Here is a 17,847-nt window from a genome sequence, read left to right on the forward strand (position 1 = left end):
ACCATGGATTATATAAATCTTCGAATCTTCATTTTAATTTATTAAAACTGCTGATCTAAGTTCAAATACCATATCAACATAATCATAATTTATTATCAGTAATTCCTATGAATCGTCATTGGTATTTATCCATCATATCTGATTCTTATTGCAACTCAGAGCGTCTCTCAGCATCTCATTTTATGATAAATGCCTTATTTATGTTCTTACGATACACCTTTATTAGTTTCGTATCATTATGATTTAACCATCATTAGTCATATTCTTTTGATTAAAACCACTTAACGTCACCTGTATATTCATCCGTAAAGTCAATTCTCGATGCAATACAGAGGCTCTCTCAGCATACATATTTTTGATTTCACATAATATATAATCAATAAATGGTTATAAGAACATCAATAGTTGATTATAATACAACAATCCTTATATGCAATGAACTTAAATATAATAACACTTATTAGTTTACATAACATAAATATATTTAATTCTATCTTTTTCAGTATTTTAGCTTTCCAATCAACTAAAGTTCTTGATTTTTAGCGATTTATCGCTAAATGACTGTTGCTAGAAAATTAACGAATTCCAGTTAATTAGCCTTATATTTCTCTTTACACTTTTATAATAACGAAATATAATATTGTCATAGGTAGTTTCAACCACCTCATCTTACAACTTATACTCCATTTATGCGAAAGGATGAATCATCATGAATTCACAACACGCCCTCGTACCACTCCCTCAAAACTATAACGATTTGTTTGCCATTTTTGTTACTCGCAATGAATTTCTTCAATTTGAAAAACGTATTGACAGTCAATTTGTGAACTTAAATGGAAAAATTGACGCATTAGACACAAAAGTAAATACTATTCATCAATCACTCGATACTAAAATCGATGAACGTTTTACTACGTTGGATAAAAAGATCGATGAACGCTTTAGCACGTTAGATAAAAAGATTGATGAACGCTTTAACACGTTGGATAAAAAGATCGATGAGCGCTTTAATACACTGGATGAAAAATTTGATGATAAATTTAATACGTTCGATGATAAACTATGTAAACTTGAAACTAATTTCGATGGTAGAATCGGTAAACTTGAAACTAAGTTTGATGAATTTCAAAAAACTTCAAATACTCAATTCAAATGGCTTATCACAACTATGATCAGCATGATTTTAGTCGTTCTTGGTGTATTGACATACTTTATCTAATAGTTTTGTATATTGAGACTTGTTTTAAGTCAATTAATCCCCTGTTAATGCCTTTTTGTGACTGATTTCTTTATGTATTTTTCTATAATAGAGAATTTTTTTCCTTTATTAAGCAAGAGATATTTAATTTAACTTTGCTTAAAACACCATTTCATTATACAATTTACTTCTTTTGTTGATTATCATCTTATTTTTACTATTTATGAATTTTTTAACATGTAATTTTTCGTTAAAGGGTATATACTAATGTATATATTTTATGAAAGAGGTGTTAAAATTTGTCAACTAGTCATATTAGATGGTCAAGTTTAATCATCGGCTTATTATTCGCATTGATTGGAATTTTAAGCGTGAGCTTCCCTGTCGAAAACTTAACAGTCATCACTTGGTTATTCGGGATTTTCTTCATTTTTAATGGTATAGCTGAATTATTCTTCAGACGTTTAACAAAAGCTTTTGTAGGTGTTTCTAGCGGCTGGTTAATGATACTTGGTATTCTTAATATTATTTTCGGTATTTTACTTATTGTCTTTACTAATGTAGGTCAAGTTGCAATTATATATATGCTTGCATTCCGGTTCATTTTTTCATCTGCATTAGGTGTCTTTACAGTAACACCTGTAGAACGTACGAATAAGCTATATCACTTTTTCTCATTACTCGTTAATATTATTGGTATTATCGCAGGTATCATTTTATTGTTTAACCCATTAATAGGTGCTTTTTTAATCGCATTCTTTGTAGGTTTCACTTTCCTATTGATCGGATTAAATTATGTATTTGACGCATTTGCACACTAATTAAATCACAAAAAAACGTGCTTTCTTCAAAATCGATGAGGAAAGCACGTTTTTTAATTCAGTTAAGTAGTTCTTTAAAAAATGACTTATTATTTTTTCACTTTTTGACGAATATTATTTAACGTATTGAATATCCAATACTTCACTTTTTGAATTGGTTTATAGAAGTCTCCGATTAATTCTTCAACTTGTACATTGAAGCCGCGTTTGAAGCGGTATACACCATAGTCCTCACTGTTTTCAGTGAAATCTCCTGATAAACCATAGAAATTATAACGATCATAACCATGTTCGAAACAATAGTTAATCATGAACCAATGCATCATGTATGGTCCCATGTATTGATTATATTTCCCTGAAGAACCACCAGAGAAGTAATTCACTTCATAAGCATTTGCGAAGTAAACGCCTGCAGCTAAATCTAAAATAGAACCGTCTGTTTGACGTAATTCGCTCGCTTTCAGCAATTCTTTTTGGTCATGTTCAATTTGTTTATCCAACTCTGAGATTTTCTTCAATTGTTTATCAGATTTATTTTCTTTCGCCATCATTTGATCACGACGGCCTTCTTTATCATTTAATGAGTCTTGTAGTGTTGTGATGTATTCATCTAAATCAATATACGCTAATGGAATTAATACTTTGTCACCATAGTGCTCAATAAAGTTTTTGAAGTACTCATCTGTTTTTGAAACGAAACCAGCACGTTCCTCAGTTTCACGGTATAATTTGAAGAATTTATCAAGTTCGTCTTCACCTAAGAAACGAACTTTTACGCCGTAATTAATCGCCTTATTGATGTTACGTTTACGTTGGCTATCAAATTGTTTTTTAAGAGAAGCTGGTGTTTCATCTTTAAGATCCAATACACCCATCCAACGCACTTGACTTGAAGTGTCGTATTTTGTTGTGAAGCCATGGTGATGATAACCATGTGATTTAAATAAGTTCACAAGTGCATCATTTTGTTCACGGCTTGGGAATGGGTTCACGTCTTTATCATAAATTTGGTAAATCCAATATGGATCTAATTTAACATATAAGCAATTATGCTGACGCAAGTATTTCTCTAACTCACGTAAATAAAATTCTACAAGACCTAAATCGCTATAGTCCATCACTGGACCACGGTTTGAATAATAAACATAACTTCCCATTGTAGGAATTTTAGAGAATAAACTTGCTGCAATCACACGGTTGTCGGTGTCTTTTATTCCTAATAATACAACTTCAAAACCGTCTGCTTCTCTTGTGCCGATATTTTCTTTCGTTTGAAAATAGTGGCTTTCAAGCGATGGATTCTGCACAAAATTGTCATATTCTTTAACTGTCAACTCTGTAAATTTCATTTCTTTATTTCCCTTCTACCTTATGTTTATCTATCTTTGATTTTCTTAAGCGTCGTATATAGTTTATACATCGGCTTATTAATCGGTGCAATAAAGTCTCCAACATATTCGATTACATCTGCATTAAATCCTTTTTTGAACTTCACAACGCCTGCATCTTCAGCATCTTCAGTAAAGTGGCCGCTAATACCATAGAAGTTATAACGATCAATACCATGATTAATCGCATAGTTGATCATTTCCCATTGTACTGCGTAACTTCCAGCAAAGTGACGGTATTCATTCGCAGTACCACCTGCATAATAAACCACTTCAAATGGATTAATAATAAAGAATCCAGCTGAAATCGGTAACTCATTACCATGTTTTTGTTGTAAGTCACGCGCTTCAGCAACTTTTTGATGATGTGCTTCTAATTGTTGTTCAAGATTTTCTTTTTTGCGTGCAGCTTTTTGGTTCTCAGGATTTTTGTTCAAGTCTTTTTCGGCTTTGTTGATTTCTTTTTCTAAATTCTTTTGTTCCGCATTCAATTCATTGATATACTCTTCGAAATCAATGTAAGCCATCGGTACTAATACACGGTCTTTATAGTGTTTTAGTCTATGATAGTAGAAATCATCTTCACGATCATCAAAGTCTTTCGCTTCTGCAGTATCTTCCATAAATTTACGGAAAATATGCATTTCATCTTCACCTAAGAAGCGTACTTTTACACCATTTCGTTTTACTTTTTTCGTATTACGTTTACGTAAACTATCCATACCTTTTAAAACATCTTGTGGTGTTTTATCTTTTAAATCTAATACAGAATGGAAGCGGATTTGAATAATTGGATCAAAGCCCGTTGTAAAGCCTTGATGGATATAACCTAGTTGTTCCATTTTATCAAATAGCCAATCATTTCCTGCATTACCCGTAATCTCTCCATCATGATTGCGGTACTGGTATGGTAAATATGGATCGACTCTTAAATACAATGCATTGTATTGTTTAACGTATGCCTTTAATTCTCTAAAGAAGTAATGCACCAATTCTTTATTATCATAATCAATCACCGGTCCACGGTTTGAATAGAAATATTTAAAAAATTTCATCACGGGTACAGCTGTAAGCAAACATGCTGCAATGACATTATCGTCATTGTCTTTAACGCCGACAAGGTGTGTTTCTGTACCTTCTGCAACTTTCAATTCATAGTTACCTACCATTTGTGTGAAATGGCTATATGGCATTTTATCTGTAAATTCTCCAAATTCAGCTGTAGTTAAATTGGTAAACTTCATAATTTCAATAACTCCTAATTCATATTCTCTATCTTTTAATTCCTTATTGGTATCAATTTTCAATCTTCATTATTATACAATACCCAAAACAAAAACTAAAATTGAAACCTTTCATTTCTGTTGTTTTATTATGTATGTTAAGCAAGAATTTAACTTCTTACAACTATTCTGGTTGGTCTTTCATCAGTAAACCGTATCATAGCCTTGCTTATCTATCATAACACGCACACGTGTCAAACCGTTATCAAAACCACTAATTCTACAATAAAAATCAGAGTCTGAGACAGACCCTGATTGTTGAGAACATTTTATGATTGTGCAGCTGTTTTACTTTCATCTAAAGCTTTACGAATACTTTGTAAGTAGTCTCTTGTAGTTGATTCTTCATCATTTGCGAAACGTTTAACGATTTCACTACCAATGACCGCACCGTCTGCAAAGCGTGTTACTTCTGCAACTTGTTCTGGTGTTCTAATACCGAATCCTGCTACGACAGGAACTGTTGCTTTTTCTTGAATCAAAGCAATTTTCTGTTGTAATTCTGGATGAAATGCACCGTTGTCTCCTGTTGTCGCATTCATTGTTACGGTATAGATAAAACCTTCAGCATGTGCTGCGATGTGTTCAATGCGTTCGTTTGAAGCGGTCATAGCGATTAATGAGATAATATTGACTTTACGTTCAGGGAAACGCGCTTTGAGTTGTTCTGCTAGCTCAAATGGTAAATCTGGAATAATCAGACCATACACACCTGCTGCTTCACAATCTTCTAAAAATGCTGCTTCTCCATAATGTAAAATTACGTTATAGTAAGTCATTAAGACATATTTAGAACCTTGTAATTCATCTTTATGTGCTTTCAGTTCATCTAAAATCACTCGTGCACTCATGCCTTCTTTAATGGCTTGACTACCTGCTTCCATGATTGTCGGACCATCTGCGACTGGGTCTGAGAATGGGAGGCCGATTTCAACAATATCTGCCCCTTCTTCTTGTAAGACTTTTAAATTATCAATAAATTTTTTGTTACCCATAATATAAGGAATAAATAGTTTACTCATGACCTTCACCTCGTTCTTGTGTATATTTACGAATTGTATCCATGTCTTTATCTCCTCGGCCTGAAACAGTAACAACAATAATTTCATCTTTATCCATTGTCGGTGCTAATTTTTCTACATAACTTAAAGCATGCGCACTTTCAATTGCGGGGATAATACCTTCTGCTTTCGTAAATCTGATTAATGCTTCCATTGCTTCTTCATCAGATGCACTTGGATACTCAGCACGACCAATATCATGGTAGTAACTATGTTCAGGTCCAATACCTGGATAATCTAAACCAGCTGAAATCGAATGTGCTAAACCAATTTGACCGTTGTCATCTTGTAATAAATACATTTTTGTACCATGTAAGACACCTACAGAGCCTTTACCAATTGCTAGGGCATGTTTCTCAGTATCTTCGCCTTCACCTGCTGCTTCTACACCATATAATTTTACATCTTGATCTTGTACAAACGGATAGAACGTACCAATTGAGTTAGAACCGCCGCCGACACATGCAACAACAGCGTCAGGTAAACGTCCTTCTTTTTCTAAAATTTGTGATTTAATTTCATTGCCGATGACACTTTGAAAATCACGAACCATTGTTGGGAACGGATCTGGTCCTAATGCTGAACCTAATAAATAGTGTGTATCGTCAACGTGGCTGACCCAATATTGTAACGCCTTGTTTACCGCATCGGATAATGTACCTTGACCATCTGTTACAGATACTACTTTAGCGCCTAATAATTCCATTCTGAATACGTTCAGTGCTTGACGTTGAATATCTTCTTCACCCATGAAGACCACAAGCTCCATATCAAAGAGTGCTGCTACCGTTGCACTGGCTACACCATGTTGACCTGCGCCTGTTTCAGCCACTAATTTACGTTTGCCCATACGTTTAGCTAGTAAGGCTTGCCCTAATGCATTGTTAATTTTATGTGCACCTGTATGGTTTAAGTCTTCACGTTTTAAATAAATTTTTGCGCCGCCCAATTCTTCTGTATAAGATTTCGCATAAGTTAAAGGTGTTTCACGGCCTACATAGTCTTTTAAATAATAATCTAATTCTTTTTGGAATTCAGGATCATTTTTAGCTTCATCATAAGCTTGTCTTAATTCTTGGATTGCTGGCATTAATGTTTCTGGGACATAACGTCCTCCGTAATTACCAAAGAATCCGAGTTCATCTACTTCAGTTTGAATGGGTTGTGTTGTTTCGTTCGTCATTTTTATCTCTCTCCTTAATATAATTTGAAATTTGTTTCATTGCTCGTGGATCTTTTCGACCTTCTACTTCAATGCCACTTGCGATGTCGAATCCTGTTGTTTGAATATCGAGTTGTTCAAATTGTTGAATCTTCTCTAAATCCATACCGCCTGCAACTAAATATGGAATATCTGAAAGTTGTTTCAACAGTTGCCAATCAAATGATTGACCTGTACCGCCGTAATGGATAGAAGGTGTATCGATAATGAATAAATCAACTTCGTTTCGATAGGTTTCGATTGCTTCTACTAATTCAGAACTTGCTGGGAGTGCTTTATATATTTGAATATCAGGATATTGTGAGTTGCACCATCGTAATAGTGCAACATCTTCATGTCCGTGAAATTGAATCGTATCAATATTTGTTTCTTCAATAAGTTTCGTAACGATTTCTTGTGTCGGATTAACGACTACTGCAACTTTATGAATCGTATCAGGTATAAGTTTGGTTAATTGTGCGATTTCTTCAATACTTTGATGTCGTTTGCTTTTTGGATAGTGAATAAATCCCATCGCATCTATATCATTCTCTATGGCTCGAGTCACATCGTCTTCTGATTGAAATCCGCAATATTTTAAGAACATCTTATTGCTCCTTTTCCAGCTGTAAGCTTGGAAGAAATTGAGATAAATCATCGCATTTCATTAATGATTCCCCCACTAAAATGCCATCTATACCTGAGCCTACTATTTTTTCGACATCTTCTTCTGTATGAATGCCACTTTCTGAGATATAGTAGTATCCGTCTTTTTTATTTTCGAGTATTTCATTAGTATGTTCGACATCAGTCACAAAACGCGTTAAATCACGATTGTTTACCCCAATAATATCTGGCGCTAGTTGATACGCTCTTGCTAATTCTTGCTTGCTGTGTACCTCTACTAGCACATCTAAATCTAAAGACTTCGCATATTGATAAAGTTCATGCATTTGTTGGTCATCTAAAATATTAACGATGAGTAAAATGATGGATGCCCCTGCACGATATGCCACATCAATTTGAATCGGTTCTATCATAAAATCTTTACACAATACGGGTAATGACGTTTCTTGTGTAAGTTTATTTAAGCGTTCATAACTGCCGCCGAAATAATATTCATCTGTCAAAATTGAAATCGCTTGTGCACCATATGCTTCGTAATCTTTGACTTGTTGCGTTAAATCACGCTCAGGTAATTTCTTAACCGAAGGGCTTTTAGATTTGATTTCTGCAATGACTGATAAATGACTGCGTTCTTTTAAGCGTTCACTTAATTTCTTTTTATATTTAACATTTGTTACCGGAAGATTGCGTAATAAACGATCGTAATACCCTTCTTCTAATAACGACTTCTTATATTCAACAATGTCATCCAATATAGTCATAAACTTGCCCTCCTGTTTTTTTATATTGAGCTAAAGCTTTACCTTCATCGATTAATTGTTGTGCTAATGTCACACCTTCTTGAATCGAATCTGCTTTTTCTGCGACATATAATGCGATACCAGCATTTAATACCACCACATCACGTTTACTTGAATGATCTTTGCCCGTTAAAATATTTAGTGTAATTTCTAAGTTTTCTGCAGGTGTGCCGCCTTTTAATGTTTCATTACTTGCTGGTGTTAAACCTACATCTTCTGCATTTAAATGATAAGATGTAATACCTGTGTCTTGGTTTACTTCATAAATAATGTTTTCACCAGATAATGTCGCTTCGTCCATGCCGTTTGCGCCATGTAACACGATGGCACGTTTTCGACCTAAGTCATAAAGTGTTTCAGCCATCGGTTTCACGAACTCTGGATTATAAACACCTACGACTTGGTACTCTAATTTAAATGGATGAATCATGGGTCCTAAGATATTAAAGATAGTCGGACCTTCCAACATTTTGCGAATCGGTTGAATATATTTCATAACTGGATACGTATCTGTCGCATTCAAGAAAGCTAAACCTGTTTCTTGCATTCTTGTTTCAACATCAGCGACTTGTGAGCTTGCGATACCCATTTTATTAAGTAAGTCACTGCTGCCTGAAGCGGATGTAATACTACGGTTGCCGTGTTTAAGTACATTGACACCTGCTGCAGCGACGACGAAGGAAGCGGTTGTTGAAATGTTGAAACTGTTAGATTTATCCCCGCCTGTGCCACAAACACACATAGCACCAGGATAAACAGGTTGTACTGGATACATCGTTTGAATCATCGCTGCTACTAAATAAGTGACTTCTGTTTGATTTAATGGGCGAGCAGTATAATCACGTAACAGTTCTGCTTTTGTCTCATTATCAATATCCGGATTAATTAACGTTTGGATAAATGTATTAATGTCTTGCTGCGTTAAGTTCGATTGTGTTTGGATTTTTTGAATAAGTGTCATGGCTGCTAGCCCCTTTCTCAACGAGTTTAATAAAGTTATGAATAATTTCAGTTCCATGTTCTGTCGCAAAAGATTCTGGATGATACTGAATACCATAATGAGGTTTATCTTGATGTTCGAAGGATTGAATACAATCCGTTGTTTCTCCCGTAACAACTAGTGATTCTGGGAATGTTTTTGGATCGCTGATTAGCGAATGGTAACGCATGATTTTAAAAGCTTCAGGTAATCCTTCATACAAAGCTGTTGGTTTTAATTGATGCATCGTATCAATTTTGCCATGTAAGACGCTGGCACCTTGAATGACACGTCCTTTGTAGTAACATGTTAGTGCTTGTGCGCCTAAGCAGATACCTAATATCAGCAGCTCTTCAAAATGCTTAATAATACGATTTAAATCATCTGTATCTTCAGGATGACCAGGTCCTGGTGAAATAATCACCGCATCGGGTTGTAGGTCAAACACTGTAGGATCATCTGGGTATTTCACCACGACTTCTGTGTAACCTGCCACTATATTCACTAAGTTATAAGTAAATGAGTCATAATTATCTACGATTAAAATCATGGTGTAACCTCCAGTAAGCTTTTCGCTTTAAGTTTTGTTTCTTCCAGTTCTTTTTCTGGTATTGAGTCATACACAACACCACACCCTGCTTCTACATCTACATATGTGTCATCGATTAACATCGTGCGAATCGCTAAAGCGAAATCTAAATCGTGGTTGCAGTTGATATAACCGACACCGCCGCTGTATACGCCACGTTTATACGGATGTGCTTCATAAATACGTTCAATTGCTCTTAATTTAGGTGCGCCTGATACCGTACCAGTCGGTAACAAACTTGCGATAATATCCATTGGAGACATTTTTTCATTCAGCTGACCAGTTACGACACTCACGATATGCATCACATGTTCATATTTTTCAATTTCCATTAAACGTTCAATTTTAGAAGTCCCTGTTTTGCTGACACGATGTATATCATTTCTTCCTAAATCTACTAACATACGATGTTCACTTAATTCTTTTTCATCACTTAACAATTGTTGTGCATTAGCTTCATCTTCTTCAGGTGTTTGTCCTCTTTTAATCGTTCCGGCAATTGGGTTTGTGACCACTTCATTACCTTTAACTTTGACGAAGCTTTCAGGTGAACTGCCGACGATGATTGGTTCATCGATGTTTAAGTAATACATATATGGACTCGGATTTTGACGTTTCAGCTTACGATACAATTGATAAGATAAAGCATGTAATTTATTACCGAACTCGTGTTTATAACGATAAATTCTAGAAGGTACAACTTGGAACATATCTCCTTCTGTAATCAACTGTTTAAATTTCGAAATATTTTGAATAAATTGATTATACGGAATATTCGGAATTATATCTTTTTGACTTGGCACAAAAGAAGTATCCGGCTGATACAATTTAATATTTTGTAATGCATCTATTTGTTGATTCACTCTTTGTTCAATGGCTTCAGGTGGTTCATTTGAGAATAAATTTGTAGATATCACATACAAGTATTCTTTATAGTGATCAAATACATAAACATTTTCAATCATATATAAATGAACATCTGTTTGATTTGGTTTATCAGCAACTTGTCTTTTCTTCAGTACTGGAAATTCATGTCTGACTAAATCAAAGCTGCATGATCCGATAAAGCCTGAAATAAAGGGCAAGTCCTTTAATAAATCTTCTTCAATCTCTGCGTAATAGTTTTGTACATAATCTTTTAGTTTTTGATACGGTTGGTTCGTTTCTGTGATAGTTTGTTCTGGTGTTTTGATTGTAAGTTGATCTTCAGTCAATATCACTTCGCCATAAATATCAAAGGCCACGACTGAATAACGACCTTTCGTTTTATTTTGACTTGCACTTTCTAATATAATTTTTCGCTCTGCTAATTGTGCTAATGCTTCAGGGGTAATATCAGCATTTAATCTCTTGTATACTACATCCATTGTGTTAATTCTCCTCCCATAATAAAAAGCGTCCTTGTTTGTTGCAACAAGGACGCTTTTGGCGCGGTACCACCTTTATTAGCCATCAGTTTGATGACTCACTCATACATAATTGAATTGTCAGCTTCCAACAAAACCCAATTCATTAGGCAGCGAGGTTAGTTTGCATCAACCACTAACTTTCTGAATTTACTCTAACTGCTTAACTACTTCATCTTGTCTCTTCACTGTATTTCTCTTTTTCTTTTTAACTCAATATAAAAACACCACAATAACGCTATTCCGATAAGGACGCGTTACCGTGGTGCCACCTTAGTTCAACATTTTCATGTTCTTATTCATTATTATTCAAATTGTTTGTCTTGCACATTAAAAGCCCAATTCACATTATATGCTGTACTGATTTACATCAACCATCAGTTTTCTGTGTGCTACAAAACATATAAGCTACGTTTACTTCTAACGTCGTTTGCAATGTACTTTGAATAATACACGCTCTTTTTTGAGATGTCAACACATAAATTCAAAAATTCTAACTATTTCGAATTAATCTTCAACCATTTCTGAATAGAGATAAGCTTCAAGTAAACGTTGTGTTGCTTTGATGGAATCAAGATGCGTACGCTCTAATGCATGTGAAGATTCAATCCCTGCACCGAATAAGCCGTGTTTAATATCTGCACCTGCACGTAACGCTGCTGAAGCATCTGATCCATAGTAAGGATAAATATCAACTTTGTATGGAATATTATTTTCTTTCGCTAATTGTGTAAGGTGTTGTCTTAATTTTTTATGATAAGGTCCTGATGCATCTTTAGCACAAATCGAAACAGTATATTCATCTGAAGTTTGACCATCACCTAGTGCACCCATATCAAATGCGATGTATTCATTCACTTTTCCTGGAATTGATGCATTCGCACCATAACCGATTTCTTCATTATTTGAAATAAAGAAGTGTGTCGTATAAGGCAATGTTTTATCATTGTTGCTATAGTCTTCTAAGAAATCCATAATCATCGCAACACTTGCTTTGTCGTCTAAATGACGAGATTTAATAAAGTCATTCTCTGTAATAATTGTTCTAGGATCTAAACTTACAAAGTCCCCTACTTCAATACCTAGTTGACGTGTATCTTCTTCATTGTGTGTCACCGCATCAATTCTGATTTCCATATGTTCCTTATCACGTGGAATAGTATGGTTGTCTTTATAGACATGAACTGAAGTTTCATGTAAACAAATTGTACCCGTATAATTTTTACCTGAATCTGTATGAATTGTACAGTATTCACCTTCAATTGCGTTAAATGCATAACCACCAATGAGTTCAATACCTAAGCGGCCATCTTCTTTAATTTCTTTGACCATTGCGCCTAACGTATCAACGTGTGCAGTAATACAACGATGATCCACGTCATTATCGCCTTTAACTGTAATCATTAACGCACCTTTGTTTGTGACATATGTCGGATACCCTAAATCCTCCGCAAAAGATTGTACATAGTCTATCGCTTGATATGCATCACCTGACGGGCTTGGAATTTCTGTTAATGTTTTAATAGTTTCAAAAATATTTTTTGACATAAAAGACCCCTCCTTACTCTTATTGTACCGATTAATTTTCTAAATAGAAATTGAAATAGATAAGTGAAAGGTCTTGCACCATTTGAAAATATACACTATAATATCGCTATTCTGAAAATTTAGACAGAGGTGAGTCTTTTGACTAAAAATATTCTATTTGTTGGTTTAGGTTTAATCGGAGGCAGTTTAGCTACTAATTTCAAGTACTTTCATGATGACGTCAACATCATCGCCTATGATTCTAATCCTAGTCAACTTGATAAAGCCGTATCGATTGGAATTATTGATGAAAAAGCATTAGATTATCAAGCAGCAGTAGCAAAAGCAGATATTATCATTTATGCAACACCTGTCCAACAAACCGTTCAATATTTAAAGACTCTTACAGACTTGTCTACTAAACCCGGTGTCATTATCACAGATACCGGAAGTACTAAAGGTACAATTCAAGCCTTTGAAAAACAATTACTCGCAAAGAATATACACTTGATCGGAGGACATCCAATGGCCGGCAGCCACAAATCAGGCATCTTGAACGCTAAAAAGAATTTATTTGAAAATGCTTATTACATGCTGGTGCATTCAGAAAAAGACAATGATGCAGCTTCAGAAGAAATTAAGCAGTTACTCCAAGCCACACGCGCAAAAGTCATCGCCACTTCACCTGAAGAACATGATTTCGTCACAAGTATTGTCAGTCACATTCCTCATATAGCAGCGGCATCTTTAGTAAATTTAAGTTTAAATCACGATCAAGATTCACCTTTAATCAAACAATTAGCAGCTGGTGGTTTCCGAGATATCACACGTATTGCCAGCAGCAGTCCTGAAATGTGGAGCGACATTATGCACGAGAACAAAGCTTATATTTTAGCTGGCATCGAAGAATGGCAGACACAACTCGCCCTACTTGCATCACAAATCAAAAACGATGATAACGATGGTATTTATCAATTTTTCGAACAAGCACGTGAATACCGCAATCAGTTACCAGCGAAAAAACCTGGTGCTGTGTCTAGTTCTTACGAATTGTATGTCGACATCCCTGACGAACCTGGTATGATCAGCAAAGTTACATCTATCCTAAGTTTACATAATATTTCTATAAGTAACATTAATATTGTGGAAGTCAGAGAAGATATCTATGGTGCTTTGCGTATTAGTTTTAAAACACCTGAAGATCGTGAACTTGGTATTAAAGCCTTGGATGAGTTCGATACGTATAGCTTATAATTCGTTACAAAGCGCCCTATAAAGCACACATAAAGCTTTATAGGGTGCTTTCTCTACATTTTATGGCCTGCCATAAGTCCTAAGCGTCCATATTTCGTTCCAGCATCGGTATAAGAGATAGCTTTTGAAACAATACCTTTACCATATTTTTCTTGTAGTTGATCAATCGCTTTGGCTAAAGCTTCACTTCGTTTTCTTTCATACTCATCTACAAATAAATTTAATTGTTGAATCCCTTCAGGCACAAATTGCGTCAACGACACACTGAGTGTACGATAAAGCAACTCTTTTTCACATAGTTGATCCGCCCACTTTTCGACACCTTTCCAAATTTCTTTTTCTAAATTTGTCGGTTCGTCCAAGGTGAACTGTTTATGTACACCTCCACCATCCTTATAGCCGAAAGAAAAGTGAATCGTACGTGCACGCATTTTACGCAATCTGACTCTCATCCCTACATCCTCAATTAACTCTTGCATCACAACTTTCGCATCTTCATACGTATAATCATGCATTAATATCTGACTCTTACAAATCGATGGATTAGTAATTTTATGTTTCTCTCGTATTTTACTTTGGTCTATTCCATGGGCATGCAAATGCATATCAATTCCTTTAATCCCGAAATCACGTTTTAAATATTGATAAGGATAATGCGCTAAATCACCAATCGTAAATATCCCACGTTTATTCAATTTCTTTTCTGTGCGTGTATTAATCCCCCAAAACTTATGCAATGGCTGGATGTTCCATAATTTATCCGGTACATTTTGATAACGCCATTCAGCAATACGATTGTCATTATGTTTTGCTTCAATATCCATTGCTAATTTACTCAACAACATATTTGAACCAATACCGACAGTACAATATATCTGGGTTTGTTCGTAAATTTCTTTCATCAATTTAATACAAAATGAATGAACAGTACTGCTGAAGCGATGATAACTATCTGTTACGTCCATAAAGAATTCATCAATACTGTATTGATGTAAATCTTCAGGCGGCACATACTGCAAAGCAATTTTAGAAATCATAATCGAAACATCCAAATATTTGCGCATACTGGGATTAATAATATAAATATCATTACGGTGCGGAATTTCAAATAACCTTGAACCTGTAGTGATACCAATAGCTTTTAATGGCGGTGTCGCTGCTAATACAACGGAGCCTTGACGTTTCGTATCAGCCACTACCGCAAGCTTTGTTTTTAAAGGATCTAAGCCTTTTGAGATACACGATACACTCGCAAAGAAACTTTTTTGGTCAATACATAAAATATCTCTATCCTCTAATAAGTGATAATCATACATTGTAACACCCCCGCTTCTGATACTTTTAGTATATACGAACATTTGTTCTTATTCAATACCAAAGAGAACAAATGTTCTGTTTTAAAAATTATTATATTCCTAATCTCTTCGATACATTAGTGGTATAATAAACTTACATCAAACAAGGGAGGCGTTCTCATGCCATTAGTAAACATTAAATTAATCGAAGGTCGTACAGACGAACAATTAAAAGCATTAGTTAAAGAAGTAACAGATGCGGTAGAAAAAACTACAAATGCTGATCGTAACGCTATCAGTGTAGTATTAGAAGAAATGAAGCCAACACATTACGGTGTCGGCGGCGTTAGAAAATCAGACCAATAATTTAAAAAGGTGAGAAGCAATGAAACATTAACAATAACCGCTTCTCACTTCTTTTTTTCCTTTCCATCGTTTCTTTTTCTATTTACCTTTTAATCTTTCCTATTCCTTCTCCTCCACACTAACACCTTTCTCTTCTCACTAACCCTTTAATCAACCCAATTACCAACTTCTTTCTTTTACACTTCTATACACTATACTCGTATCCATACATGATACACATCACGTTAGACATAAAAAAACAGCCGACATCTATATGCCGACTGCTTTCTACTTAATCCATGCATTCCATCAATATGAACCAAAGTACTGAGCTGTTAATTTTGTCCTTCTTTTTTCTTATTGCTGCTATCGTTGCTGTTGTCATTTAAAAAGTCTTGTATTGCTTTTTTATTCGCAGGCTTGTCTACTTCTAATGCACTGCCGCTTTCAGGTGTTTGAATATCTTGATATGTTCCTTTTATCGGAACCGTTAATGTTTTAACATCTTTATCACCGCGGATACCGAAGTTCATACCCGTTTGAATTAACGCAGAGTCTGGAATATCTGTATTCAGATAACCACGTAAAATACCTGCCACTTTAGGTAATTTGAAGATCGCACCTGGCTTAGTCATTTCTTGTTTCAACGCTTGAATCACTTGTTGTTGGCGTCTGACACGTCCAAAATCACCTTCAGCGTCGTGACGGAAACGTGCATAGCCTAGTAACTCTTTACCGTTTAAGTTATGCTGTCCTTTTTTGAGTGATACACCAATCAACTCTGACATGTCTTTCTCTACATCAATCGGTACACCATTCGGCGCTAATTCATCAACCATTTTCTCAAAGCCTTCGAAATCCACGACTGCGTAGTACTCAGGATTAATGCCATAGTTTTCAACTAAAGCTTTTCTTAAGAGCTCAGCACCGCCTAATGAATACGCTGCATTAATTTTATAGTCTCTATACCCAGGGATTTTTGCGTATGTATCACGCATCACAGAAACGACTTTCATTTTTTTATGAATATAGTCATATTGTGCTACCATGATAGAGTCTGTTCTGGATTTACCGCCATCTGATTTATCTGCTCCTAAAAGTAAAATAGAAATCTTCCCGTCATTTTTAACAGGACCATTAAATTTCTCTACTTTCATATTCGGATTATGTTTTTTCGCATAATTAATACCGCTTCTATACCCAGACACCGCATATACAACCATAATAATAAATAAAATTAAGATACCTAAAATCACAAACGGCAATTTGCGCATGCGTTTCTTGGTGCGTTTTTTCAGCGGTTGTTCGCCACTACTTCGTTTATAATTGTCATTATTCGTTTCATTTGTCATTTTAACCAACCTTACACTTCAAAATTAACAGCCTATGTAATATAATTAATACATACTAAAGTTATATAATTTTCTTTTAAAAATCAAGTATTTTCTAAGCAAATGGTACTAAGGTCCCATAAAAAGAAAGGATAGATTGAATGAATATCAATACAGCTTATTTTGCCGGAGGATGCTTTTGGTGTATGACTAAGCCTTTTGATACCTATGATGGTGTTGAAACAGTCACATCCGGTTACATGGGAGGCACTGTTGACAACCCTACGTATGAACAAGTTAAAACAGGTCAAACCGGTCATTTAGAAACCGTTAAAATAGAGTATGACGTTGCCTTAATTTCATACAATAAACTACTTGAGATTTTCTTTTCAGTCATCGATCCTACCGACGCTGAAGGTCAATATCAAGATCGCGGCACACAGTACCGTACAGCTATATTCTATACTAATGAAGACCAACAAGAAACCGCAGAACAATATATTGAGTCATTAAAATCAACCATCAACAAAGATAAAGCGGTTGCGACGAAGGTTCTGCCTGTTTCACAATTCTATGAAGCAGAAGCATATCATCAAGATTTCTATAAAAAGAACCCAGAGCGTTACCAAGAAGAACAAGCACAACGTGAAGCTATCAAACAGCAAAGAAAAGAATCATAAGTGTATAACCATATATAAAATGCGCAAGCTCATCATACTCATTGATGAAACACTTGCGCATT

At 35.1% G+C, this 17,847-nt stretch carries 17 protein-coding genes; 5 read left to right on the forward strand and 12 right to left on the reverse strand.

What is annotated here, in order from left to right; translation table 11 throughout:
- The first annotated feature begins 709 nt into the window (after positions 1-709).
- Complete coding sequence (locus BU038_RS06895) at positions 710-1,219, forward strand: hypothetical protein (RefSeq protein ID WP_107605405.1); 510 nt, start codon at positions 710-712, stop codon at positions 1,217-1,219.
- 278 nt (positions 1,220-1,497) lie between these two features.
- Entirely contained in the window at positions 1,498-2,019 is a 522-nt protein-coding gene (locus BU038_RS06900; protein ID WP_107605406.1) for an HdeD family acid-resistance protein, read from the forward strand.
- An 89-nt stretch (positions 2,020-2,108) separates the two neighbouring features.
- On the opposite strand, the gene BU038_RS06905 is transcribed toward BU038_RS06900, so the two are convergent.
- From BU038_RS06905 to BU038_RS06950, 10 genes are all read right to left on the reverse strand, one after another.
- On the reverse strand, positions 2,109-3,368 hold the full coding sequence (locus tag BU038_RS06905; RefSeq protein ID WP_107605407.1) for an aminoacyltransferase: 1,260 nt from the start codon (positions 3,366-3,368) through the stop codon (positions 2,109-2,111).
- 26 nt (positions 3,369-3,394) lie between these two features.
- Complete coding sequence (locus tag BU038_RS06910; protein WP_107605408.1) at positions 3,395-4,651, reverse strand: aminoacyltransferase; 1,257 nt, start codon at positions 4,649-4,651, stop codon at positions 3,395-3,397.
- Between the two features lie 308 nt (positions 4,652-4,959).
- Positions 4,960-5,712 carry a tryptophan synthase subunit alpha gene (gene trpA, locus BU038_RS06915; protein ID WP_107605409.1) on the reverse strand — a complete coding sequence of 251 codons (753 nt, stop codon included), beginning with the start codon at positions 5,710-5,712 and terminating at the stop codon, positions 4,960-4,962.
- Complete coding sequence (trpB, locus tag BU038_RS06920; protein ID WP_107605410.1) at positions 5,705-6,934, reverse strand: tryptophan synthase subunit beta; 1,230 nt, start codon at positions 6,932-6,934, stop codon at positions 5,705-5,707. Before trpB ends, trpA begins: the two co-directional genes overlap by 8 nt.
- Positions 6,900-7,559 carry a phosphoribosylanthranilate isomerase gene (locus tag BU038_RS06925; RefSeq protein ID WP_107605411.1) on the reverse strand — a complete coding sequence of 220 codons (660 nt, stop codon included), beginning with the start codon at positions 7,557-7,559 and terminating at the stop codon, positions 6,900-6,902. The genes trpB and BU038_RS06925 overlap by 35 nt, the downstream gene beginning before the upstream one ends.
- A gap of 1 nt (position 7,560) precedes the next feature.
- Positions 7,561-8,340, reverse strand: coding sequence for an indole-3-glycerol phosphate synthase TrpC (trpC, locus tag BU038_RS06930; protein ID WP_107605412.1), 780 nt, complete (start codon positions 8,338-8,340; stop codon positions 7,561-7,563).
- Positions 8,324-9,340, reverse strand: coding sequence for an anthranilate phosphoribosyltransferase (trpD, locus tag BU038_RS06935; RefSeq protein WP_107605413.1), 1,017 nt, complete (start codon positions 9,338-9,340; stop codon positions 8,324-8,326). The genes trpC and trpD overlap by 17 nt, the downstream gene beginning before the upstream one ends.
- Positions 9,285-9,908 carry an anthranilate synthase component II gene (locus tag BU038_RS06940; RefSeq protein WP_107605414.1) on the reverse strand — a complete coding sequence of 208 codons (624 nt, stop codon included), beginning with the start codon at positions 9,906-9,908 and terminating at the stop codon, positions 9,285-9,287. The genes trpD and BU038_RS06940 overlap by 56 nt, the downstream gene beginning before the upstream one ends.
- The gene (locus BU038_RS06945; RefSeq protein WP_107605415.1) at positions 9,905-11,314 is read right to left on the reverse strand and encodes an anthranilate synthase component I; all 1,410 of its coding nucleotides are present in this window, start codon (positions 11,312-11,314) and stop codon (positions 9,905-9,907) included. The genes BU038_RS06940 and BU038_RS06945 overlap by 4 nt, the downstream gene beginning before the upstream one ends.
- Positions 11,315-11,860: 546 nt before the next feature.
- Positions 11,861-12,901, reverse strand: coding sequence for a M42 family metallopeptidase (locus BU038_RS06950; protein WP_107605416.1), 1,041 nt, complete (start codon positions 12,899-12,901; stop codon positions 11,861-11,863).
- A 138-nt stretch (positions 12,902-13,039) separates the two neighbouring features.
- Between BU038_RS06950 and BU038_RS06955 the strand changes: the two genes are divergently transcribed.
- Positions 13,040-14,134, forward strand: a complete 1,095-nt coding sequence (locus tag BU038_RS06955; RefSeq protein WP_107605417.1) for a prephenate dehydrogenase — start codon at positions 13,040-13,042, stop codon at positions 14,132-14,134.
- A gap of 53 nt (positions 14,135-14,187) precedes the next feature.
- Here the strand turns inward: BU038_RS06955 and BU038_RS06960 are convergent, their stop codons facing one another.
- A complete protein-coding gene (locus BU038_RS06960) occupies positions 14,188-15,450 on the reverse strand; it encodes a Y-family DNA polymerase (protein WP_107605418.1) in 1,263 nt (420 codons plus the stop codon).
- A 159-nt stretch (positions 15,451-15,609) separates the two neighbouring features.
- Between BU038_RS06960 and BU038_RS06965 the strand changes: the two genes are divergently transcribed.
- On the forward strand, positions 15,610-15,795 hold the full coding sequence (locus tag BU038_RS06965) for a 2-hydroxymuconate tautomerase (protein WP_002480877.1): 186 nt from the start codon (positions 15,610-15,612) through the stop codon (positions 15,793-15,795).
- A gap of 314 nt (positions 15,796-16,109) precedes the next feature.
- Here the strand turns inward: BU038_RS06965 and BU038_RS06970 are convergent, their stop codons facing one another.
- The gene (locus BU038_RS06970) at positions 16,110-17,126 is read right to left on the reverse strand and encodes an LCP family protein (RefSeq protein WP_107605419.1); all 1,017 of its coding nucleotides are present in this window, start codon (positions 17,124-17,126) and stop codon (positions 16,110-16,112) included.
- Positions 17,127-17,266: 140 nt separating this feature from the next.
- Between BU038_RS06970 and msrA the strand changes: the two genes are divergently transcribed.
- Entirely contained in the window at positions 17,267-17,785 is a 519-nt protein-coding gene (gene msrA, locus BU038_RS06975; RefSeq protein ID WP_107605420.1) for a peptide-methionine (S)-S-oxide reductase MsrA, read from the forward strand.
- The last annotated feature ends 62 nt before the right edge of the window (positions 17,786-17,847 follow it).

This window comes from Staphylococcus simulans, assembly GCF_003043455.1.
Classification (GTDB): Bacteria; Bacillota; Bacilli; order Staphylococcales; family Staphylococcaceae; genus Staphylococcus; species Staphylococcus simulans_A.